The organism is Shewanella spartinae (assembly GCF_019457555.1).
Taxonomy (GTDB): domain Bacteria; phylum Pseudomonadota; class Gammaproteobacteria; order Enterobacterales; family Shewanellaceae; genus Shewanella; species Shewanella loihica.
The window spans coordinates 3657544-3681117 of record NZ_CP080418.1 but is presented as its reverse complement, the minus strand read 5'-3'; the positions used below and the strand labels follow the sequence as shown (position 1 = coordinate 3681117).

At 52.4% G+C, this 23574-nt stretch carries 19 protein-coding genes and 1 other RNA gene; 9 read left to right on the top strand and 11 right to left on the bottom strand.

Going from position 1 to position 23574, the window contains the following annotated elements:
• Positions 1–13 precede the first annotated feature (13 nt).
• The gene (locus K0I31_RS15995; protein WP_220079010.1) at positions 14–523 is read right to left on the bottom strand and encodes a copper resistance protein NlpE; all 510 of its coding nucleotides are present in this window, start codon (positions 521–523) and stop codon (positions 14–16) included.
• A 384-nt stretch (positions 524–907) separates the two neighbouring features.
• Here K0I31_RS15995 and K0I31_RS15990 point away from each other — a divergent pair, with 384 nt between their 5' ends.
• Entirely contained in the window at positions 908–1765 is an 858-nt protein-coding gene (locus tag K0I31_RS15990; RefSeq protein ID WP_220079009.1) for a substrate-binding periplasmic protein, read from the top strand.
• 18 nt (positions 1766–1783) lie between these two features.
• On the opposite strand, the gene K0I31_RS15985 is transcribed toward K0I31_RS15990, so the two are convergent.
• From K0I31_RS15985 to K0I31_RS15975, 3 genes are all read right to left on the bottom strand, one after another.
• Complete coding sequence (locus tag K0I31_RS15985) at positions 1784–2395, bottom strand: 5-formyltetrahydrofolate cyclo-ligase (protein WP_220079008.1); 612 nt, start codon at positions 2393–2395, stop codon at positions 1784–1786.
• Between the two features lie 606 nt (positions 2396–3001).
• A non-coding RNA gene (ssrS, locus tag K0I31_RS15980) (6S RNA) lies at positions 3002–3182 on the bottom strand.
• A 77-nt stretch (positions 3183–3259) separates the two neighbouring features.
• The gene (locus K0I31_RS15975) at positions 3260–3568 is read right to left on the bottom strand and encodes a cell division protein ZapA (RefSeq protein ID WP_220079007.1); all 309 of its coding nucleotides are present in this window, start codon (positions 3566–3568) and stop codon (positions 3260–3262) included.
• Positions 3569–3851: 283 nt separating this feature from the next.
• Between K0I31_RS15975 and K0I31_RS15970 the strand changes: the two genes are divergently transcribed.
• From K0I31_RS15970 to gcvP, 6 genes are all read left to right on the top strand, one after another.
• Positions 3852–4424 carry a UPF0149 family protein gene (locus K0I31_RS15970; protein WP_144201968.1) on the top strand — a complete coding sequence of 191 codons (573 nt, stop codon included), beginning with the start codon at positions 3852–3854 and terminating at the stop codon, positions 4422–4424.
• A gap of 60 nt (positions 4425–4484) precedes the next feature.
• Positions 4485–5726 (top strand): 2-octaprenyl-6-methoxyphenyl hydroxylase, encoded by a 1242-nt coding sequence (gene ubiH, locus K0I31_RS15965; RefSeq protein ID WP_220079006.1) that lies wholly within the window; start codon positions 4485–4487, stop codon positions 5724–5726.
• A gap of 11 nt (positions 5727–5737) precedes the next feature.
• Positions 5738–6946 carry an FAD-dependent oxidoreductase gene (locus tag K0I31_RS15960; protein ID WP_220079005.1) on the top strand — a complete coding sequence of 403 codons (1209 nt, stop codon included), beginning with the start codon at positions 5738–5740 and terminating at the stop codon, positions 6944–6946.
• Positions 6947–7422: 476 nt separating this feature from the next.
• Positions 7423–8517: a glycine cleavage system aminomethyltransferase GcvT gene (gene gcvT, locus K0I31_RS15955; protein WP_144201962.1), complete on the top strand. Its 1095-nt coding sequence runs from the start codon at positions 7423–7425 to the stop codon at positions 8515–8517.
• Between the two features lie 193 nt (positions 8518–8710).
• Positions 8711–9100 carry a glycine cleavage system protein GcvH gene (gene gcvH, locus K0I31_RS15950; RefSeq protein ID WP_011866859.1) on the top strand — a complete coding sequence of 130 codons (390 nt, stop codon included), beginning with the start codon at positions 8711–8713 and terminating at the stop codon, positions 9098–9100.
• A 169-nt stretch (positions 9101–9269) separates the two neighbouring features.
• A complete protein-coding gene (gene gcvP / locus K0I31_RS15945) occupies positions 9270–12158 on the top strand; it encodes an aminomethyl-transferring glycine dehydrogenase (RefSeq protein ID WP_220079004.1) in 2889 nt (962 codons plus the stop codon).
• Between the two features lie 398 nt (positions 12159–12556).
• Here gcvP and K0I31_RS15940 read toward each other — a convergent pair whose 3' ends face one another.
• Entirely contained in the window at positions 12557–13366 is an 810-nt protein-coding gene (locus tag K0I31_RS15940; protein ID WP_220079003.1) for a hypothetical protein, read from the bottom strand.
• A gap of 246 nt (positions 13367–13612) precedes the next feature.
• Entirely contained in the window at positions 13613–16339 is a 2727-nt protein-coding gene (locus K0I31_RS15935; protein WP_220079002.1) for a DEAD/DEAH box helicase, read from the bottom strand.
• Positions 16340–16601: 262 nt separating this feature from the next.
• On the opposite strand from K0I31_RS15935, the gene K0I31_RS15930 reads away from it, so the two are divergent.
• Complete coding sequence (locus K0I31_RS15930) at positions 16602–16991, top strand: hypothetical protein (RefSeq protein WP_220079001.1); 390 nt, start codon at positions 16602–16604, stop codon at positions 16989–16991.
• A gap of 162 nt (positions 16992–17153) precedes the next feature.
• Here the strand turns inward: K0I31_RS15930 and K0I31_RS15925 are convergent, their stop codons facing one another.
• From K0I31_RS15925 to K0I31_RS15910, 4 genes are all read right to left on the bottom strand, one after another.
• Complete coding sequence (locus tag K0I31_RS15925) at positions 17154–18350, bottom strand: serine hydrolase domain-containing protein (RefSeq protein WP_220079000.1); 1197 nt, start codon at positions 18348–18350, stop codon at positions 17154–17156.
• Positions 18351–18539: 189 nt separating this feature from the next.
• Entirely contained in the window at positions 18540–18872 is a 333-nt protein-coding gene (locus K0I31_RS15920; RefSeq protein WP_220078999.1) for a hypothetical protein, read from the bottom strand.
• A 742-nt stretch (positions 18873–19614) separates the two neighbouring features.
• A complete protein-coding gene (locus K0I31_RS15915) occupies positions 19615–20064 on the bottom strand; it encodes a dCMP deaminase family protein (protein ID WP_220078998.1) in 450 nt (149 codons plus the stop codon).
• Between the two features lie 203 nt (positions 20065–20267).
• Positions 20268–20816, bottom strand: a complete 549-nt coding sequence (locus K0I31_RS15910) for a DUF2726 domain-containing protein (protein WP_220078997.1) — start codon at positions 20814–20816, stop codon at positions 20268–20270.
• A 222-nt stretch (positions 20817–21038) separates the two neighbouring features.
• On the opposite strand from K0I31_RS15910, the gene K0I31_RS15905 reads away from it, so the two are divergent.
• Positions 21039–22310 (top strand): serine hydrolase domain-containing protein, encoded by a 1272-nt coding sequence (locus K0I31_RS15905; RefSeq protein WP_220078996.1) that lies wholly within the window; start codon positions 21039–21041, stop codon positions 22308–22310.
• 20 nt (positions 22311–22330) lie between these two features.
• Here the strand turns inward: K0I31_RS15905 and K0I31_RS15900 are convergent, their stop codons facing one another.
• Complete coding sequence (locus K0I31_RS15900) at positions 22331–23353, bottom strand: substrate-binding domain-containing protein (RefSeq protein ID WP_258406523.1); 1023 nt, start codon at positions 23351–23353, stop codon at positions 22331–22333.
• Positions 23354–23574: the final 221 nt, after the last annotated feature.

Here is a 23574-nt window from a genome sequence, read left to right as displayed (position 1 = left end):
CTGTCAGGCAATATCAATTGGCTTTCAACAGTTGATATTGCTGGGCCAGCGCTCCCTTAATTCGATCCCCCTTATCGTCCAGCATAAAGAGAATATTCTCGCCCACCTGAAGCTTCATGCCTCTGGCCTTGCTATCTAGGGTGATCTTGCTGCCCATCTCATTCCAGCTAAACTGCCCCTCGAGGACGACATCGGTTGCTTGATTTTGCTCACCAAGGTTTTGCTCACCAAGGTTTTGCTTGCCAAGATATTGTTGAGAGAGTTGATAGCTGTTGTCACCATTAAGCTTGAGGCTCATGGCGATCCCCTGACAGTCGGCGCAGGGCAGGGTGCCTTTATAGAGGCCTGGCCAATCCAGCGCGTTACGGCTGGTATCGCCAAGGGGCATAGTCTGAGCGGCTTGAGGTTCTGACGCTTGTGAGGCCGGCGCTTCTGTCTGAGGTTCGGGAGCCTGACCGGTTTGTTGGGCGCAGGCGCCTAGGGTGAGCAGAACAAGGGGGAGGAGTCGCGCGCTAATCTTCATTGTTTCATCCTTTAATGGTGAAGCGCCTGGCGGCAAATGGCGAAGAGCCTTGTGGCTTAGAAAACCTTTGGCCGCCAGTGCAAAAAGTCTCTGCACACTTTAGCCCGTAAACCTAAGGCTTTCAAAGTGAACCGAGTGGATAGCCTGATTAATTGGTAGAACAGGTGCGAGTATGCCGTCACTTAGGGCCTGCAGCATCACGAGCCGGTAAAAACTAGACTAAAATGTGAACTATCCTTTTGTTAATTCGCTGGAAAAGCTTAGATGGTTACAGCTTGTCATTCTGCTCAAGTTCGCCCGAGCACTGGCCTAGCTTCGCGTCGATTGGCGTCGGGCATCAGTGCACTTAGGCTACTTATGTCTCGTCTGGGAAGGTTTAAACAGTTGTGGCGAGTCTTGAGCCTAGCCTTGGGCCCAGTCGTGGGCTTAGTGTTAAGGATAGTCCTGTGCCAGGTGTTGCTTGGCGCCCAGGCCATGGCCAGCGACGGAGAGCGACACAGCGAGCTGCATCAACTGCCGGCGATGGCGAAAACGCCATTGATTAGCGTATCCAACGATTATCCGCCCTTCTACTCGCCGCAGATGCCCGAATGGGGCGTGGTGTACCACCTGGTGGAGGCGGTATTTCAACATGCGGAATATCCCCTGTCCCATGAGTTTTACCCCTTTATTCGTGCCCAAACGCTTATTAAGCGGGAGTTGGCGGATCTCATCATAGGTGTCTGGTACAGGCCCGAACGCGAGCAGTGGATCGACTTTTCCGACCCCTTATTATCTGTCTCAATCCGCCTGTATAAGCGCAGCGACAGCAAGATTGTCTTTCGCGATATCGAGGATCTCAAACCTTACCTCATAGGCATCGGCCGCGGCTATGCTAATCCAGAGGCATTTCAAAATGCAGCATTAAAAACTGAAGCCGCCAGTTCAGATGCGGTGAACCTAAGGAAGCTGCTGGCCGGTCGGGTGGATCTGGTGCTGATCTGTGAGGATGTCGCCCGCTACCTTATCGAGCGTCCCGGCAGCGAATATCGTGGCAAGCTTGAGCCGGTAGGAGACCCTTTGAGCGTGGAGCTGTTTCATATCGGGGTGGCCAAGCATCTTCCTAACGCCCGGCAGATTTTAGCCGACTTCAATCGGAGCCTGGCTGAGCTGCATCGCAGCGGCGAGCTGACCAAGATACTGACCAGCCATGGTTTCGAGCATAACGCCTATTGGCAGCAAAAGTCGCAGAGCAGCCAATAGTCGCTTGCCAATTTGACCTTAATTTGTGTGGGTGGCCGATGGGGTCACTATCATGGGCAGGGGCACATCCCAATGCTCGGTGGGCAGTGATTCGACTCGCTGGCAATCATGGGCATAGCCAATGGGGTAGGGTTTCCCCCTTAGCTGCCAGTCGCTCAGGCAACGGTCGTAATAGCCGCCGCCCATTCCCATACGATTTCCCAGCTCATCGAAGGCCACCAGGGGGGTGATGATCACATCCAGATGCTGGGGCAAGATCATCTCTGTGATATTGAGCTTGGGTTCCCAGATCTTGAGGCGGTTCTGGATCAGGTGGCTGGTGGGATGGTATTTAAAAAACAGCAGGTTGCCCCGTGAGAAGGGGTGCAGACGAGGCAAATAGACATTCACGCCCGCCTGCCACAGGGTTTCAATCAGCGGCTGGGTATCCAGCTCGCCATCACTGGTCAGATAAAGCGCCACATGCTTGGCCTGACGCTGATTAATCACCGCCATCAGCCTGCTGGCCGCCTCCTGGGCAAATTGCTTCTGGGTCTGCTCGGGGAGCGCCCGTCTCGCGCTGCGGATCTGATTTCTAATCGCCTGACGATTTTCCTGATTGGCGGCGCTCGGCGTTAAGGCTGGTTTCAATGTCCTTACTCCAGTGAAGGCAGTTATACCAATCGTAGTAAATAACTGATCATGCTAGCTTGTTAAAACGCCCGATAACGGCGTTATTATTTTTGATTGTAGAATAACTACTTATCGAAAAATTTTGCCTTGTTCTCGACCGTTTTTCCTGCGCTACTTCTGATCACTTACTTACCGTGATTGGTATTATCGAGTTTGCTTTGATGTGGGCAGTCTATCTCTGTTGTCATTACACTTTCAACTGCTCGGCAATTTAGCTAACGAGATGGCACGAGTTTGATCAGGAGATAAAAAAGGCCGAAAGGTTATCTTTTCAGATCAATGCCTTCCAACCTTATCGGTTTTTAGCGTTGTTGTTTGAGTTGCACCCCAAGATGCCGTTATCTGTGTAGCCCTTGAACCCATAATGGCTTCGAGGCGGGCAGTTTGCTTGGGATATAAAAAAGCCAGAAGATGGTGGACCTTCTGGCTTCTCAATTTGAATTGCTCCCCAAGATGCCGTTATCTGTGTAGCCCTTGAACCCATAATGGCTTCGAGGCGGGCAGTTTGCGTGGGATATAAAAAAGGCCGAAAAGTGTTATACCTTTCAGCCTCTTTAATTTGAATTGCTCCCCAAGATGCCGTTACCGGTGTAGCCCTTGAACCGTAGGTTCAAGGCGGGTAAATGATCAAATCCTAAGGCTTCTCGGTTCGCGCCGAGCTTGCGCAATGTCATCAAAACATTCACCCTGAGTTTGTAAATATCGGCACAGGGACATAACCGACTCACGCACACCACAGGGAGCAAAATTGTTGCGTATCGACCTTAGCGGTCGGGCGGCGATATTCGCGATAAATCGCTTCGCCTCACGCGTAATTACAGTTTAATCGCCTTTTGTGGCGCGCTCAACCAGCGCACTCTCTAAGGTCGACTGCAGCAGACCGATCTTGTCATCCATCTGCTTAATATAATCTTGATTCTTCTTCTGTTCTTCCAACAATTCGTAGCCAATATTTAGTGCCGCCATGATGGCAATTTCTTCCCGGCTAAGGTTATTGGTTCGAGCACGCAGGGAGCTCAGCTGCTTTTCCAGCTTGTTGGCCACATGGCGCAAGGCATCTTCCTGTCCTATCGGACAAGCGATGGAGTAGGTGCGGCCCAATAAGCTAATTTCGATAGCATGGCTACTCATTTGCGATGTAGATCCTTTTATCCTGTCGTTGAGCGGACTATATCGGGCTGCCCTGGAAAGTGCAATAACACTGGGGCCTTAATAACGCTTTGTTAGATTAAATGTTGTTTAGATAACCAATAGCTTAGCGCTGACCGCTTTGCCCTGGATGAATTGTGCGCAGTTACTGGGCCTGGCCATAGTCATCCATGGCCTAACTTGGTGGTAACACAATGCTTTTGGCTTGGTCGCGCAGGCCAGATCTGCTAGCATGTCCACAGTGAAATTATGATTGGAACACCTTATGGCAACCCCTCCCTCTTTACGCATCGAAATTCTGTTCGCCGAGCTCAATGCCGCCGATATCGCCCAACATCCCGTTGAAGTCCATGGCTCCCTGGTGGGCCTTATCTGCGGCGGCGTGGGTCAGGCCAAGAGCGAGTGGATCAAGCCCCTGCTCGAGCTGATCAACGATGGTCAGTTGCCGCCGCCTTCTCTGGTGCAGCTGCTCGAAGAGCTTTATCAAGACACTCTGGCGCGCATCACAGACGCCGATTTCGGCTTCACACCTATGGCGCCGGAAGAGGAGGAGACCCTGAGCAAGCGCGTCGAGGCGCTCTCTCTCTGGGTGCAGAGCTTCCTGACGGGCATCGCCATGGCGCAGCCTAAGCTCAATCGCGCCTCGAGCGACGTAAAAGAGGTGATTAAAGATCTCGCCGAGATCGCTCAGGTGGAGTTCGATGTGGCCGAAGATGAAGAGTCCGAGGCGGCCTACATAGAGCTGATGGAGTTTGCTCGCATGGCGGCGCTACTCTGTTACGCCGAATTCGGCCCCGAGCCGAGTGAGATCAAAGATCAAGACCCCATGATTCATTAATATTGTCTGCATTTATCGGGGCGAGCAGATTTAACTGCTTGCCACAGAAAGAGAAAGTGAATGACCACTTCGTCTGACCCTAAGCAGTTTGATATCGCCATCGTTGGCGGCGCCATGGCCGGTGCCACTCTGGCCCTGGGCCTGGCCAACCTGGCACAGAAACGCCAGCAGCTGCTGCGCATCGCCCTAATCGAGGCCAACCGTCCCGGCGACGGCCATCCGGGATTCGACGCCCGCTCCATCGCTATCGCCCAGGGCTCCATCTTCGAGCTTACCCGTCTCGGCATCTGGCCTAAGCTGGCCCACCTGGGCACGGCCATCGAGAATATCCATGTCTCGGATCGCGGCCATTTCGGCATGACCACACTCAACGCCAAAGATTTTCATCTGCCCTATCTGGGCCAGGTGGTGGAGCTTGAGCGTGTCGGTGCCAAGCTATTTAGCCTGCTGGAGCAACAGGATGTCAGCCTGTTCTGTCCCGCCAAGGTGGCCAGTATTGTCGCCGGCGTCGATGCCCAGCAGTTGATGTTAGACGATGGCACGGCCCTCAGCGCCAAGTTGGTGGTGGCCGCCGACGGTCTAAGTTCTAAGGTCAGACAAGACTTTAAGCTGCCACTGGAGCAGGTAGGTTTCGAGCAGGTGGCCGTGGTGGCCAACGTGATCACTGACAAGCCCCATCAAGAGTGGGCCTATGAGCGCTTCACCGACAGCGGCCCGCTGGCGATTCTGCCCATGGCCAACGTGGATGGGCAGTCCAGAGTCTCTCTGGTATGGGCGCTGGCGCCAGAGCATGCCGAGCTGATGCTGGACGCCGAGAAACCCGCATTCTTAGATGCGCTGCAAGATGCCTTTGGCCACCGCGCCGGGCGCTTTATCGATGTGGGCGAGCGTTACGCCTATCCCCTTAAGCTCTCTTACATGGCGCGCCCCATCTATCAGCGTACCGTATTTATCGGTAACGCGGCGCAGACACTGCACCCCATCGCAGGCCAGGGCTTTAACCTGGGGCTGAGGGATCTCGTCTGTCTGCTCGAGGTGGTCGACGAGGCGCTAGAGCGCGGCGAGGATATCGGCGGCGCCAAGCTGACCCATGAATACCTTAGCCGTCGCCAGCAAGACCGTGACACCACCATCACCAATGTCGAATTCTTAGTGCGCGGCTTCTCGAATCAGCACTGGCCCTTGGTGGCTGGTCGTAACCTGGGGCTGCGTCTGCTCTCCTGGTGTCCGCCGCTCAAGACGCCCATTGCCCGCAAAGCCATGGGGTGGAAATCGCCTCAATCAGCCAGCCAACTTGGATAAAGGATCGCTATATGTTCAGTACACAAACCTATGACGTTGCCATCATCGGCGGAGGCATGGTCGGGCTGGCAACCGCCGTCGGCTTGGGGCAGGAAGGGCTGAGAGTCGTGGTGATCGATGCCGGTGAAACCCAGGCGGTATTCGGCGAGGCCAGATTAAGAGTCAGCGCCATCAACAAGGCGAGTCAGCGATTACTTACCCATCTGGGGGCCTGGGCCTATATCGACGAGTCTCGCGTCGGGCCCTATCAGAAGATGGCGGTGTGGGATAAGGATAGCTTGGGCAAGATAGGTTTCGATGCCCATTCGATCAGCGAGCAGACCTTGGGCAGCATCATAGAAAATGACAACATCAGCCATGCCTTGGCGACCCGTGCCGGTGAGCTGAGTGAGATCACCCACCTGGAAAATCATCGCCTGGAGAAGATAGCTTTTGGCGAGCGTGAGGCCTGGCTGACCCTGGATAATGGCGACAACCTGTCGGCGGCGCTGGTGATTGGCGCCGACGGTGCCAACTCCTGGGTGCGCGAGCAGTGCAAGATCCCTATGACCTTCTGGGACTATGGCCATCATGCCATCGTCGCCTCGATCCGCACCGAGCTACCCCATAATGCCACCGCCAGACAGGTGTTCTTAAGCGACGGCCCATTGGCGTTTCTGCCGCTGTTTGAGCCAAATCTCTGCTCTATCGTCTGGTCGGTACCACCGGCTAAGGCGCAGTCGCTGCTGGAGGGCGACAAGGTGCAGTTCGAACGCAGCCTGACCGCCGCCTTCGACGGTAAGCTGGGCATGTGCACGCTCGAGAGCGAGCCCCAGGCCTTCCCGCTGCGGATGCGTTATGCCCGTCACTTTGCCCGTCACCGTCTGGTGCTTGCGGGGGATGCGGCCCACACCATTCATCCGTTGGCAGGTCAGGGGGTGAACCTGGGCTTCTTGGACGCCGCCGCCATTATCGAGACCCTGAGTGAACTCAAGGCCAAGGGCAAGGATCTCGGCGATTATGCCAATCTACGTCCGTTAGAGCGTTGGCGTAAGGCGGACGCGCTGGAGATGATCGCGGCGATGGAGGGCTTCAAGCGGCTGTTCGAAGGTAGCAATCCGGTGAAAAAAGCCCTGCGGGATCTGGGTCTCAACCTGGTGGATAACCTTTCTCCTGTGAAAACACTGTTTATGCAACAGGCTATGGGTAACAAAACCCGCTTGCCTGAGTTGTGTAAATAAGCTCGGGAAAAATGCGGCACCTTATCATTTTGTTTTTAAATACAAGTGGTTGACATCATTTGATTTGATATACGGATTCTCATGTAAAAAAACTACATTTTAAACATGAGAAAAAGTAATGGGAAAATGGTTCGGATTAGAAAATTCTCTTGTATACAAAACTGTGACGCAAGGTATAATTTCGCCGCATTTTGATACCAAGCGCGTATCTTAAAACAGAATTTGTTGATGCATCTTATTCGACGCAATTGATGCAAAAACTCATCTTTGCAATCACATCCTGGCCCTACGTACCCTAGGTTCAGGTGTGTCAGTTCGAGGCGGTTCACCATGACCGTCTGCTTCGCTACCGCCTATTGATGACAAGATAGTGCTTGACCGACCCTTTCGGCCTTTGCCCCATTTCATCAATCATGCCCTAGCGCTGAGGCACCGCCAGGTAAGACCCGAAAAGGGCAAAAAAAGAAGAGATAATAATGGCTAATAAAACTGTACTCTTTAACAAGCACCTAGAAGCTAACGCCAAAATGGTCGACTTTCACGGTTGGGACATGCCGCTAAACTACGGCTCTCAAATCGAAGAACACCATGTTGTGCGTCAAGACGCAGGTATGTTTGACGTGTCTCACATGACAGTAGTTGATGTTACGGGTGCTGAGGCCTGTGATTTTCTTCGTAAGCTACTGGCCAACGACGTCGCCAAACTCAAGGTGCCGGGTAAGGCACTCTACGGTGGCATGTTAGACCACAACGCAGGCGTTATCGACGACCTGATCACCTATTATCTCAGCGACACCCATTACCGTATCGTAGTGAACTCGGCCACTCGCGAGAAAGACCTCGCCTGGATCACCGAGCAAGTTAAAGGCTATGACGTGACTGTCACTGAGCGTCCTGAGCTGGCGATGATCGCCGTTCAAGGTCCTAACGCTAAGGCGAAAGCGGCGGCGGTATTTACCGACGAGCAAAACGCAGCGGTTGAAGGTATGAAGCCTTTCTTCGGTGTGCAGTCTGGTTCTCTCTTTATCGCGACCACAGGTTACACAGGCGAAGCCGGTTACGAGATCATCGTACCCGAGGCAGAAGCCGAAGCCCTGTGGCAAGCCCTGCTAGATAATGGCGTTAAGCCATGTGGCCTGGGCGCCCGCGACACCCTACGTTTAGAAGCAGGCATGAACCTGTACGGCCAAGATATGGACGAGAGCGTTAACCCGCTAGCGGCCAACATGGGCTGGACCATCGCCTGGGAACCTGAAGACCGTGACTTCATCGGCCGCGAAGCGCTAGCCGCTATCAAGGCCGCCGGCACAGATAAGCTAGTTGGCCTAGTGATGGAAGCTAAGGGCGTACTGCGCACCGGCATGCCAGTCTTCTTCACCGACGCAGAAGGCGTTGAGCAGCAGGGCGCTATCACCAGCGGCACCTTCTCTCCGACCTTAGGCTACTCAATCGCCATGGCCCGCGTGCCAAATTCTGTTGGCGATGTCGCAGAAGTAGAGATGCGTAAGAAGCGCGTCCCTGTTAAAGTGATCGCACCTAGCTTCGTGCGCAACGGTAAGCAGGCTTTCTAACTGTTTGATAAGGGTTATCCCTGTTTAGCCGTCAGGCTGCCAAAAGGGCAATAGCGGGGCCGGGTTGCTCTACCTAAGCAACTCGGGCCAAAGCTGCTAAAATATCGGCTGACCCAGTCGAATGACAGGCGCTTGAGTGGTTATACAGTCTTAGTTTTTAAAATTTAGCACTACGGAACAAGGAACAAAAATAATGAGCAATATTCCGACTGAATTGAAATACGCTTCTTCACACGAATGGATCCGCAGAGAAGAAGACGGTTCATACACTGTTGGTATCAGTGAACACGCCCAAGAATTGCTAGGCGACATGGTATTCGTTGAGCTGCCAGAAGTTGGCGACAGTGTTAGCGCTGGCGATGACTGCGCGGTAGCCGAGTCGGTAAAAGCCGCTTCAGACATCTACGCACCCGTTTCAGGTGAAGTGGTAGCGGTTAACGAAGCGCTAGAAGATTCTCCTGAGCTGGTTAACAGCGACGCATACGGCGATGGCTGGTTCTTCCGCATTATGCCAAGCGACCTGAGCGAACTAGACAATTTGCTTGATGCCGAAGGCTATCAAGCGGTTATCGACGAAGAGTAATTGTCGATGCCTACGAAGCCCCATATCGCAAAGAGATGGGGCTTCGTTCGTTATAAAGCCCACGCAATATGCAGGCCGATAACGAGAAGTAGAACCACATCAAACAACGAGACCGGTAACACCAGCCCCCTACAGCTAGGATACTGGCAAATATGGAACTAGGTTAATCATGACCACTGAAACCCTCACTCAGTTAGAGCAGCACGAACTATTTATCCGTCGTCATATCGGCCCGGACAGCGCAGATCAGCAAGAGATGCTGAACTTCGTTGGTGCAGAATCTTTAGAAGATTTAACACAACAGATAGTCCCTGAGTCGATTCGTCTTGGACGCGATCTTGCCGTTGGCAGCGCCTGTGGCGAAGCCGAAGGCCTTGCCTCAATTCGCAAGTACGCGGATAAGAACAAGGTGTTCAAGAGCTATATCGGCATGGGTTACTACGGCACTATAGTGCCAAGCGTGATTCAGCGTAACGTATTCGAAAATCCAGGTTGGTACACGGCGTACACCCCATACCAGCCTGAGATCGCCCAGGGCCGTCTGGAAGCCATCCTTAACTTCCAACAGCTGTCGATGGATCTTACCGGTCTTGACCTGGCTTCAGCCTCTTTGCTGGACGAAGCCACCGCAGCCGCCGAAGCCATGGCGCTGGCCAAGCGTGTTTCTAAGGCGAAGAAAGCTAACATCTTCTTCATCGCCGACGATGTGTTCCCGCAGACTATCGACGTGGTGAAGACCCGCGCCGAATGTTTCGGTTTCGAAATCGTGGTTGGCCCAGCCAGCGAAGCGGTTAACTATGAGCTGTTTGGTGCCTTGTTCCAATACACCAACCACTATGGTCAAATCACCGACTTCACCGAGCTGTTTGCCGCGCTGCAAGAGAAGAAAGCCGTCGTGACCGTTGCCGCCGACATCATGTCGCTGGTATCGCTCAAGTCGCCTGGTGCTATGGGTGCCGACGTTGTCTTCGGTAGCGCCCAGCGTTTCGGCGTACCAATGGGCTTTGGTGGTCCACACGCCGCCTTCTTCGTGACTCGCGACCAACACAAGCGTTCACTGCCAGGCCGTATTATCGGTGTGTCTCAAGATACCCGTGGCAACCGTGCCCTGCGTATGGCGATGCAGACCCGTGAGCAGCATATCCGCCGCGAAAAGGCTAACTCAAACATCTGTACCGCACAGGTGCTGCTAGCCAACATGGCCTCTTTCTACGCCGTATTCCATGGCCCACAAGGCCTGAAGATCATCGCCGACCGTATCCACCGTCTGGCCGATATCTTTGCCGCTGGCTTGAAAGTGAAAGGCGTTGAGCTGGTAAACAATACTTGGTTCGATACCGTTTCCTTCAAGGTTGCCGACAGCGCCGCCGTGCAGGCTCGCGCCATCGCCGGTGAAGTTAACCTGCGTATCGACAGCGACGGCATCCTAGGTGTCGCCATGGCTGAAACTACAACTCGTGAAGATGTGGCGCAGCTGTTTGATATCGTTCTGGGCGAAGGTCATGGCCTAGATGTTGCAGCAATCGATGCCGACATCATCGCTAATGGCTGCAACTCAATTCCAGCCGAGCTGGTACGTCAAGACGCTATCCTTGAGCATCCAACGTTCAATCGCTATCACAGCGAAACTGAGATGATGCGTTACATCAAGCGTCTTGAAAACAAAGATTTAGCACTGAACCACTCGATGATCTCACTGGGTTCTTGCACCATGAAGCTGAACGCGGCAACCGAGATGATGCCGGTGAGCTGGCCAGAATTTGGCAACATGCATCCTTTCTGCCCGCAAGATCAGGCCCAGGGTTATGCCGAGCTTATCGAAGAGCTGTCAAATTGGTTGGTCGACATCACAGGTTATGATGCCATGTGCATGCAGCCTAACTCGGGTGCATCGGGTGAATACGCCGGCCTGCTGGCTATCAAGAAGTACCACGAGTCTCGCGGCGAAGGCCACAGAAACGTCTGTCTGATCCCTCAGTCTGCCCACGGTACTAACCCGGCTTCAGCTCAGCTTGCTGGTATGAAGATTGTGGTAACCGCCTGTGACAAGCAGGGTAACGTGGACATGGAAGATCTTAAGGCCAAGGCTGCCGAAGTGGCCGAAAACCTCTCTTGCATCATGGTGACCTACCCATCGACTCACGGTGTGTACGAAGAGACCATCAGCGAGATCTGCGAAGTGATCCATCAGCACGGCGGCCAGGTATACTTGGACGGTGCCAACATGAACGCTCAGGTAGGTCTGACTTCACCTGGTTCAATCGGCGCAGACGTGTCGCACCTTAACCTGCACAAGACCTTCGCTATTCCACACGGCGGCGGCGGACCAGGTATGGGCCCTATCGGCGTTAAAGCACACCTTGCGCCATTCGTTGCCGGTCACGCCGTGGTTAAGCATGGTCGTGAGTCAGACAACAACGGTGCGGTATCGGCAGCGCCATACGGCAGCGCCAGCATCCTGCCTATCACCTGGATGTACATCAAGCTACTGGGTTACCAGGGCCTGAGACAGTCTACTCAGATGGCACTGCTAAACGCTAACTATGTGATGAAGAAGCTGTCTGCCCATTACCCTGTGCTCTACACAGGCCGTAATGACCGCGTAGCGCACGAATGTATTATCGACCTGCGTCCACTGAAAGAAGCCTCTGGCGTTACCGAGATGGATATCGCTAAGCGTCTGAACGACTACGGTTTCCACGCGCCGACCATGAGCTTCCCGGTTGCCGGTACCCTGATGATCGAGCCGACAGAGTCTGAGTCTAAGGCTGAGCTGGATCGCTTCATCGAAGCTATGGTTGCGATTCGCGGCGAGATCGCCAAGGTTGAAGCCGGCGAGTGGCCAGCGGACAACAACCCGCTGCACAACGCACCGCACACCATGGCCGACATCATGGACAGCGAGTTCGACTCACGTCCATACAGCCGTGAAACGGCCGTGTTCCCAACGGCTGCGGTTAAGGCTAACAAGTTCTGGCCGACTGTGAATCGTATCGATGATGTGTATGGTGACCGTAATCTAATGTGCTCGTGTGCACCGATTGACGATTACAAATAATTGCTGCTTGGACTCGCTACTGCGGCGTTGAATCTCAGCTTTCGTGCTCATTGACACAAGTCAACTCCGCGCGAAAGCTCTCAATCCGCCTTGCATTAGCTTCGTCAGCGACGCAATTATGTGATCGACTAACTGATAAAAAAGCGAACCCTTGTGGTTCGCTTTTTGTTGGCTAATCAGTTTATATAGCACGGCGTCATCCCGTTGTTTTCGCTGCTCATTGACTAGAGTCAACTGCGCGGCGAAAACAGCAGGCTTCCTTGTCTTATCTTCGGCAGTAACGTCATTTGGGATGTGTCTTAACACTGACCAAAATAAAAAAGCGAACCCACGTGTTTCGCTTTTTTTATATTCGTTAGCGCTGTGCGGCTTCGTTATAGCTGTGCGCGACTGAGCCGTTATCGGTATTGATAGTTGCAGGTGACGACGTCTCTGTCTTGGGGTGTAGTGGTGCCGTCGGGGGCGAGTCGTGTCGCGGCGATTGTCCTGTGCCAGCATTGGTTTAGGCGGATTTGATTCATTACAAAATGCTCCGCCCAAGGCCTGTTTTGATGAAAGACCTCATACTCGCTCTGACTGAAGTTAATTAAGGGCAGTTGCTCTGCTACGCCCAAGCCGTCTTCAGTGGTTTCTGTGCTTCTTAAGCCTTCTTCAATGGTCTCTGCGATTAACCAGGTTTTGCCTGTAAGCATGAGTTTGAGGTGCAGCACTAAACCATGTTTGCCAAGGAGTTTGACGTAAACGATTGGCTGTTTTCCCTCGCTGATTCCGCTCTGAATGTCCGTTGCTAGCAGGCTGGATATCTCTGTCTTGCTTTGCGCGATACGGATAAGCAGCGACTCGCTATCGCCTTCTAGCTTAAAGCCTTTTAGCTTAGAGTCTTCTAGTTTAAAGTCCTTGGCACTCACCAAGTTAAGCTGAGGCAGGTTGGCGAGGTAACGGTTAAAGGCGATAAATAGCCGCCCGGCGTGACGGTTCAGGCCGTCCATGGTGTCGCAGTCGCTATCACAACTTAGTGTCATGGTGGCGGAGAGGAGTTTGGCGGCGCTGATTTGCGGTGTGGCTTGTCTATCAACCCCGTTGCTATCTAATGTGAGCTCGATTTCGCTCACCATATGGATCTCTTGCCCGCTCTCCAACATGGCATCATTTCGATAGGTGAGGTTTGCCGTGTTATCGATTGCGTCCTTTATGCAGGGAGCCTCCATTTGGGGAGCCTGTAAGTAGGCATTTTCCAAGCAGGGGATGGCGGCGTTTGCCGCGCCCACCGACAGCCTTAAAACAAGTGTTAATACCAGTAATAAAGCCAATAATAAAGCCAATAATAAAGCCGGTAATAAAAACGGAAGAGGTATCCGGTTAAGCTGTGTCATTCCCTTTGACATACTTGCTATCCATTTGATCTAAAAACCTAACCTTGCTGTATTAACTGCCTGTGGGCAATTGAATTTTCTTCAAGCGACCTCTTGGGTCGGCGTTATACCCAACTGCTTGCAGATGTAGTCGATACACAGGGCTTGCTGCTGGCTCCACAGGCCGTAGCTTAGCGGCATCAGGCTGACGCCGGCGCGCTGCAGTAGCTTGTAGAGGTTAATCTCGAAGAAGTCCTCCCAGGGGCCAGGGTAGCCGATTAAGTCTATCGCCAGATACTGGTCACCGTGACGGCAGAGGATATCCAGCTCAAGCCCCGCCATATGGTAGGCGCGCCATACCGTAATGCCCTTCGCCTCCAGCGCCTGGGTCACCGCCTGACCGAACTCATCCAAAGCATCGACATAGTTGTGTTTGGCCTCAAATTGGGTCGCCGAGGTGAGGTATTTTGCTAGCAGATTATTGTTAGGCAGCGCCGTTTCATCCAATGACAAAAATAGCCACTGGGCCTGTTTGGCGCGGGTGATGGCCACGTTAAACATATCGGCGCGGTTAAGGTAGGCCGCGGCGCGACTTTCCTGTGCGGTCACGCTGAAAGAGAGCAGCATGATGTCGCGCTCCTCGCCTTGAAAGCCAAAAGGCGTGGCGATCCGCAGCTGATGACGTTCTATCTGTGCCAGGCTGAAACGGGCCATGATCTGTTTCGACAGATACTCTGTCTGATGTCGAAAACAGGAGAGTACCCCAATGCTAGAGGGCACCAAGGCATCGGCCTGTTCCTCAATAAGCTTGGCTAGTTTGTCTATCAAGGCCTCGGCCTCGAGAAGGTTTACTCCCTTGGCATCGCGCTCACCATTAACCTGAACTCTGTGCAGGTGCCCCGAGCTGGTGCAGGGCCTGTGCTGCATCACCTTGAGGGCATTTTGATAGAAGGCCTGATTACTGAACTGGATAAGCTCCGGCTTGCTGCGAAAGTGCTCGTCCAGGAAGGCAACTTGCGCCTGAGCGCTGAGTGAGCCAGATACCAGGTCGAGCATGCTGGCATCGCGATAGCTCAGCAGTCCGCGTCTGTCGGGCGCTATACCGAGCTGGGTTTGAATGCTGGCTTGTTTCTCGCGAGAGAGAAACGAGAAGTGTCTCAGCTGTTTGCTGTCACCCACCACAAGCGCCGCCTTGGCGCGCTGCAGGGCGGGTAGACACTCGGCAATGTTGGCCTGGGTGGCCTCGTCGATGATCACCAGATCGAACATCTCCTGCTGCAGGGGCAACACCCTATGCAGGTTGGCGAGGCTGGATAACCAGATGGGAAAGGTCTGCTGCAGCGCCGAGAAGTCAGTGTTGTAGAACGCCTCCAGCTGTTTCGCCGACTGGCGGGCCCGTATCGCCTTGGCAAAGTTAACCAGGGAGCTGCGTTTGTTTTGCAGCAGCCGGCTTTGCCTGTGACTGGTGGCCAGTTGCAGATACTTAAGGCTAAGCTTCTCTTTCTGCGCGATCAGGCCATTTAAGCTGTCCAGCACCTCCCACTGGCGGGAGAAGCGCCTAATGCCGCCGCGATAGAACCAGTTAAAGTAGGGCAGGCGCCAGCGGGATTTTTGCTGCTCGAGCCTCGCCAGCTTCTGGCCGCGGCCGATGGCGCGCTTGCAATGGCGCGTAAAGCTCTGTTCCAGCTTGGCCTGCTGCTTGGTCACGATCTCGAGCTGCTTATAGGCCTTCTGCAGCGTGATGTCAGTTACCTTCTTGTTGGCGACGGGATGAATGCCGTTGAGCATGTCGTCCACCTGGGACTTGAGCTGCTTGATAAACTGCGGCGAACCGGCGCGGATCAGGCTGCTGCCCAGCTGAAACTGTTGCTGCAACTTGTCGGCTATCACGTCCACGGCAACATCTGTGTGGGCGGCGATCAGCACCGACTTGCCGCGCAATATTTGCTCGGTGGCTATGGTGGCTATGGTGTAGCTCTTGCCCGTGCCGGGAGGGCCTGAGATCTGCCCTAGGGTGTGGTTGGCGGCGATATTCAGCGCCTGCATCTGGGCATTACTCAGCAATCCCGGCAGGCAATCTAGCTGGGTTGTGATCTGTCGTTTGCTCTGGAGCGATGGTTGCTGCTCGGCAAACAGGGCCTGTAGCGGCGGCGAAAGCTCAGTTGTCGCCATCAATAGGTCGAGTTCGTGCAATATGCCGCGACTGGCAAGGGACCGCTCGGCCAGCACCAGCTGGCTGCGACTCACCAGAAAGCCTTTGCGTTTGCGCCTTAAGCCTTCAAATATCGCTTCATCAATCAGCTTGGGAAAATGCAGTAGCTGGGTGGCATCCACATCGGCCTGTCCGGCGCGCAGCCAGGCTATCCAGCCGCTGACGTCGGTGGGGTTATCGCGTAGGTCCTGGGTCAGGCTGTGGCCTTCCACCACGAGTTTTTCGAGCAGTGCCTCGTTGATGGTAAATGGGTTCTGGCCGGTTAATGACTCGCTGGCTTGCAGAAAGATCTCATCACCATCAGCCTGTATCTGGCACTCGCGATAGAGCAGCGGTGTAACCACCTTACGCCGCTCGCCATTGAGCTCTATGGTGCCGCTAAAGAAGAGGCTGCAATGCAGTAATACCCGCTCACGCAGATAGAGGGCGCTGCGGTTCATTAACGCCGAGGCTAAGGTGTGTGGCAAGGGGAGGCGGGGGAGAAAGCCACTGGCCAGCTCATCTTCGCCCTGTAGCAGCAGCTGATCTTGCTCGGCCAGCTTATGGCACGACCAGAGGTTGATCTCGGCGCTGTCGTGCGCAAAGCACTGTTTGTAGTAGCTCAGAATCCCTTGCAAACCCTATCCATCCCCATGGTTTATTAGCGTTGCAAGAGTAACTTAACCATTAAATTTCAACAAGGTGTGGTGGGAGATTGCGCCCTGAGTTTTAGCCTTGACCATTGCATCTGAGGCGGTTCATCAGCACAATCAAACCTTATCTAAAGAAAGAGTTTATTCCCCGCAGCCAAGGTTAAGGGCAAGCTGGCGGATAAAGAAAGTGGATAGGTAAGCAGATAGCTAAGTAAGCGAAAAGCTTACGCAAGAGGTAAAGAGAGCCATGCAGCAAGGATTCCCCATCACCTTCACAGCCGATGATAGATTTTCGAGTTTACTTAAGCCTTTACTGGCCAAGCTTGAGATGTGGATTAATTTCCAGGCGTTAAAGGCGGATTGGTATGGCAAGGAAGACCATATCTTAACTTTCGATTTCACCCTGATCAGAAGCCTGGATGACAAGGCTGAGCTGTTAACCTCAGAGAACTGGATAGTCGAACCGGGTTATGCCTACCACTATGGGAGCAGTCGCCTGAATACCATCGCCTTCATCGCCGTTGATGACTTGCTTGAGCGCGGTACAGGCATAGAACAAGAGATAAAAAGCCGCTTGGTCGCGGTTGCTAATGCGGTGGGGCAGCAGCACGGCCTCATCGCGCTAATTGCTGCTTAGGCTTGATAATACTGCCTCAGTTCGAGATTTTCGCTGCTCATTGACTTGAGTCAACTCCGCGGCGAAAACCCCAAACTTCATTGTCTTATCATCGCCAGCGACGCAATTATGGAGTAGCTGGCTTTAGTGGTCTTGGTTAATAGGAGCGAGACGGTAAGGGCACTATTCACGCATCCACATTGGAGACCAACCATAAGCCTCCGATACGGCTCTGGATATTTCGTGGATTAATTGGAAGCCGTTATCCGAGTTGGTCATCACAACGAAGCCTCGTCCCGAATTTGCAAAGGAAACTGCATAGCAGGTGTATCCGGCGTTTCCGCCGCTATGCCTAAATCGAAAAGCGTCTGCTTCACCATCTATTCCTATGCCTGTTCCACCCGCGCCGGGCACTCTGGTTAACATGGTTTTGGCTGATTGTTGTGATAGCAAAGTTTTATCCTCGCCGCGATAAGCTTTACCCAGTGCTATCATAAACTTTGCCAAATCGGTGGGCGTGCTCCATAGACCTGCTGCCGCCTTCTCTGGGTAGAGATGGTAGCCCCCTTCAATCATGGATTGCTGGCTATTGTATCCTTTTGCAATTTGGCTCTGAAGTTCATTTGGCAATGCCAGTTCGAATGAGCTTTGGCTCATATTTAAAGGCTTAAGTATCAACTGTTGCATCAGTTGTGAGAAAGGCTGCTCACTAGTGTCTTCCATCAAGAGTTGCAAGACTGTCATGCCTCCGCCAGAGTAATATTCAGATTCACCTGGTGTTTGAAAGACCTTAACGGCAGGAGAGTTACTCAGGCTACTGCCTTGTAATATTTGAACTAATGATGGAATAGTCTGGTTTTGGGCATAACCTTCAAATCCAGAGACATTCAGCCCAGATGTGTGGCTCATGATTCGGCTTGGCGTGACTTTTTGTTGTTGGGTAAATTGGTTCTCGGGTACCTGCCAGCGTTTTAGTTTTAAGTTCACATCTTCATTAAGCTCAAAGTTGCCGTTCTGAATCATTTTAAATGCTGCGACACTGGTGACGGCTTTTGAAATGGAAGCGGCCTGAAATAATGTATCCCTGGTTACTCCTTGGTTCGATTCTATGTCTGGCTTGCCGTATCCCTTCGACCAGATAACTTGGTTGCTATCAAATACGGCAATGCTCACCGCTGGGACGCCATAAGCCTTCATTCGCGCTTCCAACGTATTGGTTGATGCGCTGCTGTTTCCATCATCGTCGATTGAACGAATACTGCTTTCGAATGCTTGTTGTCGGGCGAGTTGTTGATTTGCGGCTGTCGATTCTTGGTTGCTGACCGAGCATCCTGCCAACGCAAGAAACATTATTGTGAGTGTGAAATGGCTAAGCTTCATTTTGTCGCTCCTAATTTTCTTGTTTCCTGTCCCTGAGAAGTCACTTGTATGCCGTTTGCTTTATCGACAATAAAGGGGATTAGCTATGTATTCCAACACTTACACATTTCCAATTGTTACATTAAGTGTTTAGGGGGCAGTCTCATTGGGAGTAGAGGGGAAGTTAGCCGGCAACAGTGGTGGTTTGTGTTAGCTTAGCTCCGGCATTTTATGGTTATCCTCTTTTTTTCCACTAGCAATTTCGAGTTCATCGAGAATGTCGAATCCCCAGTGTTTAAATCGCATGCCGATGAATGCTGATAAAATAAGTAAGCTAAATAAGAAAAGTAATGGTGCTTGATGCTCGATTAACAGCGAGGCCATACCACTAATACCTTTTATTCTCCCTTCAAAAACTTCCTTTGCGAGAAAGATCAGTGGTGCGACAAATATAGTAAGGATAATGGCGTTATGGATATTTTCACCAATCTTGATCAGTGATTCGGCGTGGCGGGCTTTTGAGGCATTGGGCCTTGATGTCATTGGTTACTTCCTTGTGTATCTATTGTTTATCAATCTGAGAAATATGAGAAGCGGCAATCTATTCGTATTAGGTCTAAATCTCGCGGAAGTGAAGTGATGGCATCGGAAAGGCTAGAAACCATACCACTTTCATTGCTTTTTAAGTGTGCATATCGAAGATATACATTAGCTATGTAAAGTGCACATATAGAATCGATCACATTTTTAAGATTGGCTTTAGTGAAATGCTTATTTCTATTGTGTTTCACGTCGGTATGGCTTTTCCACCAGCTCGGGCTAATTTGTTCTTGCCATGCTTTCCAAGGTGTACAGCTAATACTAAACCTTTCAATGACTGCAGTTTCTGTAATGAAAGCATGCAGGTTACTTTCGATTACCTTCATGTAATCCATGATGTTATCTGATTTTGCATTTGGGGATAACAGGTAACAAATTTCTTTCATGACAGTGTCAATCTCTGCACATGAAGAGAGATATAACCGTGTTAGTTCTACTGAGTATGTCGAAAAGTTATCTTGGTTTATTTCAATATATCGGGATAACCGATTTAAATCATACTCGAAAGATTGATAGTACTTCCAATGTAAATCATTAAAATTCAATATATTACCTGTGTTGTGTGTTATTTGCTTAGGTCTACTGGTGAAGTGCACCTTTAATACTTTTTTCAGAAAAGAAAACCGGATAAATCCATAAGCCCTGCTCGTTAATGTAATTCGTTTCTACAAGGTGGTTAGATGACTTACTCTGTTGGTGCTGACTCAACCTGCATCCAATCGACTTCTACACCTGCCTGGTCAAACATATCCTGGCTGACCTTAATCTTATCGCCCCAGCGGGAGAGGAAGTCGTTGCTGGGTTGTGGGCTGTGGACCACCTTTAGCCCAGTCTGGATGATCTTGGCGGCGCAGTTGGGGCAAGGGAAGTGGGTCACCCAGATCTCGCAGCTGCTGAGATCCCGCTTGGCGTAGAGAATGGCGTTCTCTTCGGCGTGCAATGTCTTTAGCAGTTTCATCTCGCGGTTGTCTGTCTCGGCGCTATCGGAGATCCCGCGCGGGTAGCCGTTGAATCCCAGTGAGACAATGCGGTTGTTTTCAGTGATCACGGCGCCCACTTGGGTGGAGGGGTCTTTACTCCAAGAGGCTACCAGTTCGGCCATTTGTAAAAAACGTATCGCCCATTTGCTCATCATCTACTTAGGGTTCCTATTCTATATGGCTGAATATATTGACTTAACCAGAAACAATTCTCTGTCGAGAACAATGATAAATCAAGCCGCGCCCAACACAAAGCAAAGTCTGGCAGATTGAGTGTTCTTGCGTTAATTCATCATCACTAACACATTGATATGAACTCATCATGGGGGCCTTGGTTATTTTCCAAGGCCCTGGCCGATCAATCTCTACTCGCGATTATCTGAGGAATGGTTTCAATCTCGGGTTCAAATTCTGGCTCGAGTGTCGACGCGATAGTGGTTCTTACGCTTTCGACATGATAACTGCGTTTGGCGTCGAACCGAATCAGAGGAAGCCCCGCGGTGCGACAGGCATCCTCCACCAGTTGGTCGCGCGCTATGGTCTTGGCTTGTTTGTGGCTCTTGTCGTCGAGCTCGATGGCGGCGATAACGTCCAGGGTCTGCTTGTCGCACAACACAAAGTCAAAGTGTTTGGCGGAGATCTTGTTGAAAGCATTTTGCCAGTGTTGGCGCGTCATCCCCTTTTCTGGAGTGATCACATCGGCAATGCGTACCTTGCCAAGGATACGGTATTGCTCGCCAACGGCGTTATCTAACACCCCCAGAAACGATCGCTCGGCGGGGGTAAACAGGGCTTTATGTTTACGATATTGGTAGTGGCGACTGCTGGTGCTACTGCCTAGTCGCGACAGCAGAGTCAAAATGATGATAAAGCCAAAGGCCATTGCAAATAAAAGGTTGAGGTTCATCGAACATCCATCTCTTGAGGTTGGCGTCATTGCCGGTTGATTTGTTTGCACAATAAGCCTTGTCCCTCGCTTTTTCAACTCGCAGTCTTTTCAGTAGCAGCTTTGCCAACATAGCTTGAATCCCAATCGAAACCAGACTAGCTTGGGGTATTGCAATGGATGGTCGGTTTTTAAGCTGGCTGAGTGCGGTTCCTGGATGCAGGATGACAAAGGGAGTGCCAAATGATGTTGAAAAATATGTGGGGACAGCGCAAGTCTAGAAAGGATAAAGCAGGGCTGAGAGCCTGGGCGAGCAACCTAGTGAGTGCCTTGTTAGTCGCCTTTGCCAGTATCCTGGCCGGTGTCCTGGTCAGTGGCTGCAACAGTGACGATGAGGAGGCGCTAAACGCCATCGACTCGGCCAAGATGCAGCAGACGGTGGCAGAGCTGGCCGAGGATATGCTGGTGCCGGGCGCCGTGGTGATACTGCATACCCCCAAGGGGAACTTTGAGTACAACTATGGGGTGAGCCGGTATGGCGGCAGCGAGCCGACCCGTTTCGATCAGCACCTGCGGATTGGTTCCAATACCAAGACCTGGGTCGGCACTATCATCTTGCAGATGGTGCAGGAGGGCAAGCTCCAGCTAGAAGATCCTGTGGCCATGCACTGGACTGGCGTGCCGAGCGGCGAGCAGATCACCATAGCTCAGCTGCTGTCGATGGAGAGCGGCCTACATAACTACACCACCACATTGGCGCTGAATCAGATCTTAGATCAGGATCCCGCTTATGCTTGGCCCCAAGCTGAGCTGCTTAAGCTGAGTTTTGACTCTCCGCTGGATTTTATGCCGGGCACAGACTTTGGCTATTCCAACACTAATACGGTATTGCTTGGCCTGATCGCCCAGAAGCTTGATGACAGCACCTTGCCTGAGATCATGCAGCGCCGCCTGTTTGCTCCCCTAGGCATGACACAAACCCTGTTTCCTAAGATCACAGATAACGTGCTGCCCGAGCCCTACGCCCACGGCTATATGTATGGCACCAATGTGTTGACCATGGACGGGGCGCTGCCTGAGGCGATGCAGCAGGAGGCGCGTGATGGGGTGATAATGCCGGGGGATCAGACCGAGGCTAATCCCTCCTGGGGCTGGGCGGCTGGCGCGGGGATATCGACCGCCAGGGAGCTGCTGGTCTGGGTCGAGGCCTTGGTTGGCGGCAAACTGTTAAATGAGGAGATGCAGAAACTGCGTCTGGCGAGCGTAAAGCCTATCGATCCCGACAATCCCAACACCGCCTACTATGGCCTGGGCATCGCCAAGTTTGGCCAGCTCTATGGTCATACAGGCGAGCTGCCGGGTTATAACTCTTTCATGGGCCATGACCCAGATAACAAGGTGACCCTGGTGGTTTGGACCAACTTGGCCCCTAGCGTGGATGGGCGCGACCCGGCCACTACGATCGCGGCGGCGCTCATCAACCAAGTCTACCGGCCGGTTAACTCATCTAACTAGGGGACAAAAATGTCACTGATTCAGTCGCTGACGCTCTTGGTGCAGGTCTCGGCGTTTTCGGGTGTGCAGAGTTTGATGGGGGTAAAGACTATCTGCTCGAAGGCCTGGTCGCTGACAATTTTGTGCAGTGTGAAGATCGCCTGGCGGCCCATCTCGTAGGGGCTCTGGCCTATGTTGGTATGGGCGAGGCGGTCTTGCAACATGGCCAGCTGAGGCGGCGCCGCATCTGAGATAATCACGATTATCTCTTTGTTATTTAGCTTGATTTTATAGGGCGCTATCATCTTGCGATACAGGGCCTCATCGTTTTGCGGCCAGCCGCCCACTGCGATAAAGGAGTCGGCCTTGATGGGTTTACCTTTCATGACAGACTCCATCTGCTTCACCGCCTGACTGAGCTGATCGAAGTTAGAGAAGGGCTCCCTGATCTCTGTCCAGCCGTTATCGTTTTGTAGCCGCTTGCCTGGAGGGCTTTCATAGGTTTTGCCAGATAGTGCACTGCGAATGCCCATGATCCTCAGGTTGAGGTTGGGAGAATCGGGGCGGCCAGTTTGGATGATCAGGGTACCGCCATTGGGCCTGAGTTTTTTGAGTTGCTCGCCCAGTGCCAGGCCAAAGGCAAAGTTGTCGGTACCTATGTAGGCGCGGCGTAGATCTTGATGTTCGGCCAGGGTTGGGGCGTCGAAATCTGAGTCATAGGTGATCACCGGGATGCCGGCGGCCTTGGCCTTGGTGAGACTGTTTTCAGCGAGAAACTTAGACTGGGTGATGGCTACGGCAATGCCGTCTATGCCTTGGTCGATAAGCTGCTCGATCACCTTATCTTGCAGGCGCACGCTGGAGATCTCTGGCCCCAGATAGATACACTCGACATCCTTGAGCTGCCTTGCGGCGGCTTCGCAGCCGAGCTTACTCTGATCGAAGAAAGCGCCGTAAAATTTTGGCACTACGGCGAATCTCAGTGTCTTGGCACTGACATCCGCGCTGAGCGTAGTGGTGGCCAATAAGGTCAGCGAGATGAGTGTGATGAGTAACCGAGTCACGATAACCTCTCGAATCCATTTCCTAATAACTAGGTTAGTCGTAGCTAAGGTATTAGCAACTAACGTCTTGATAAGCATAGTCATATCAAGCCAGGTCAAGATTTTACATTTTGATAACCAAATGTAGCAAAGTGATACGGCTAAAGATATGTGTTGGATCAAGAATTTTCGGTGATAAATGCGCGTAAAACTAAGCGGGCTAAAGGTGTCGGCGCCTCTAT

Excerpts from the sequence above, each read along its gene's own strand:
- K0I31_RS15915 (WP_220078998.1), bottom strand. The coding sequence starts at position 20,064 with ATGATGAGCAAATGGGCGATACGTTTTTTACAAATGGCCGAACTGGTA.
- ubiH (WP_220079006.1), top strand. The coding sequence starts at position 4,485 with ATGACCACTTCGTCTGACCCTAAGCAGTTTGATATCGCCATCGTTGGC.
- gcvP (WP_220079004.1), top strand. The coding sequence starts at position 9,270 with ATGACCACTGAAACCCTCACTCAGTTAGAGCAGCACGAACTATTTATC.
- K0I31_RS15910 (WP_220078997.1), bottom strand. The coding sequence starts at position 20,816 with ATGAACCTCAACCTTTTATTTGCAATGGCCTTTGGCTTTATCATCATT.
- gcvH (WP_011866859.1), top strand. The coding sequence starts at position 8,711 with ATGAGCAATATTCCGACTGAATTGAAATACGCTTCTTCACACGAATGG.
- K0I31_RS15995 (WP_220079010.1), bottom strand. The coding sequence starts at position 523 with ATGAAGATTAGCGCGCGACTCCTCCCCCTTGTTCTGCTCACCCTAGGC.
- K0I31_RS15970 (WP_144201968.1), top strand. The coding sequence starts at position 3,852 with ATGGCAACCCCTCCCTCTTTACGCATCGAAATTCTGTTCGCCGAGCTC.
- K0I31_RS15905 (WP_220078996.1), top strand. The coding sequence starts at position 21,039 with ATGATGTTGAAAAATATGTGGGGACAGCGCAAGTCTAGAAAGGATAAA.
- K0I31_RS15930 (WP_220079001.1), top strand. The coding sequence starts at position 16,602 with ATGCAGCAAGGATTCCCCATCACCTTCACAGCCGATGATAGATTTTCG.
- K0I31_RS15925 (WP_220079000.1), bottom strand. The coding sequence starts at position 18,350 with ATGAAGCTTAGCCATTTCACACTCACAATAATGTTTCTTGCGTTGGCA.
- gcvT (WP_144201962.1), top strand. The coding sequence starts at position 7,423 with ATGGCTAATAAAACTGTACTCTTTAACAAGCACCTAGAAGCTAACGCC.
- K0I31_RS15920 (WP_220078999.1), bottom strand. The coding sequence starts at position 18,872 with ATGACATCAAGGCCCAATGCCTCAAAAGCCCGCCACGCCGAATCACTG.
- K0I31_RS15975 (WP_220079007.1), bottom strand. The coding sequence starts at position 3,568 with ATGAGTAGCCATGCTATCGAAATTAGCTTATTGGGCCGCACCTACTCC.
- K0I31_RS15940 (WP_220079003.1), bottom strand. The coding sequence starts at position 13,366 with ATGGAGGCTCCCTGCATAAAGGACGCAATCGATAACACGGCAAACCTC.
- K0I31_RS15960 (WP_220079005.1), top strand. The coding sequence starts at position 5,738 with ATGTTCAGTACACAAACCTATGACGTTGCCATCATCGGCGGAGGCATG.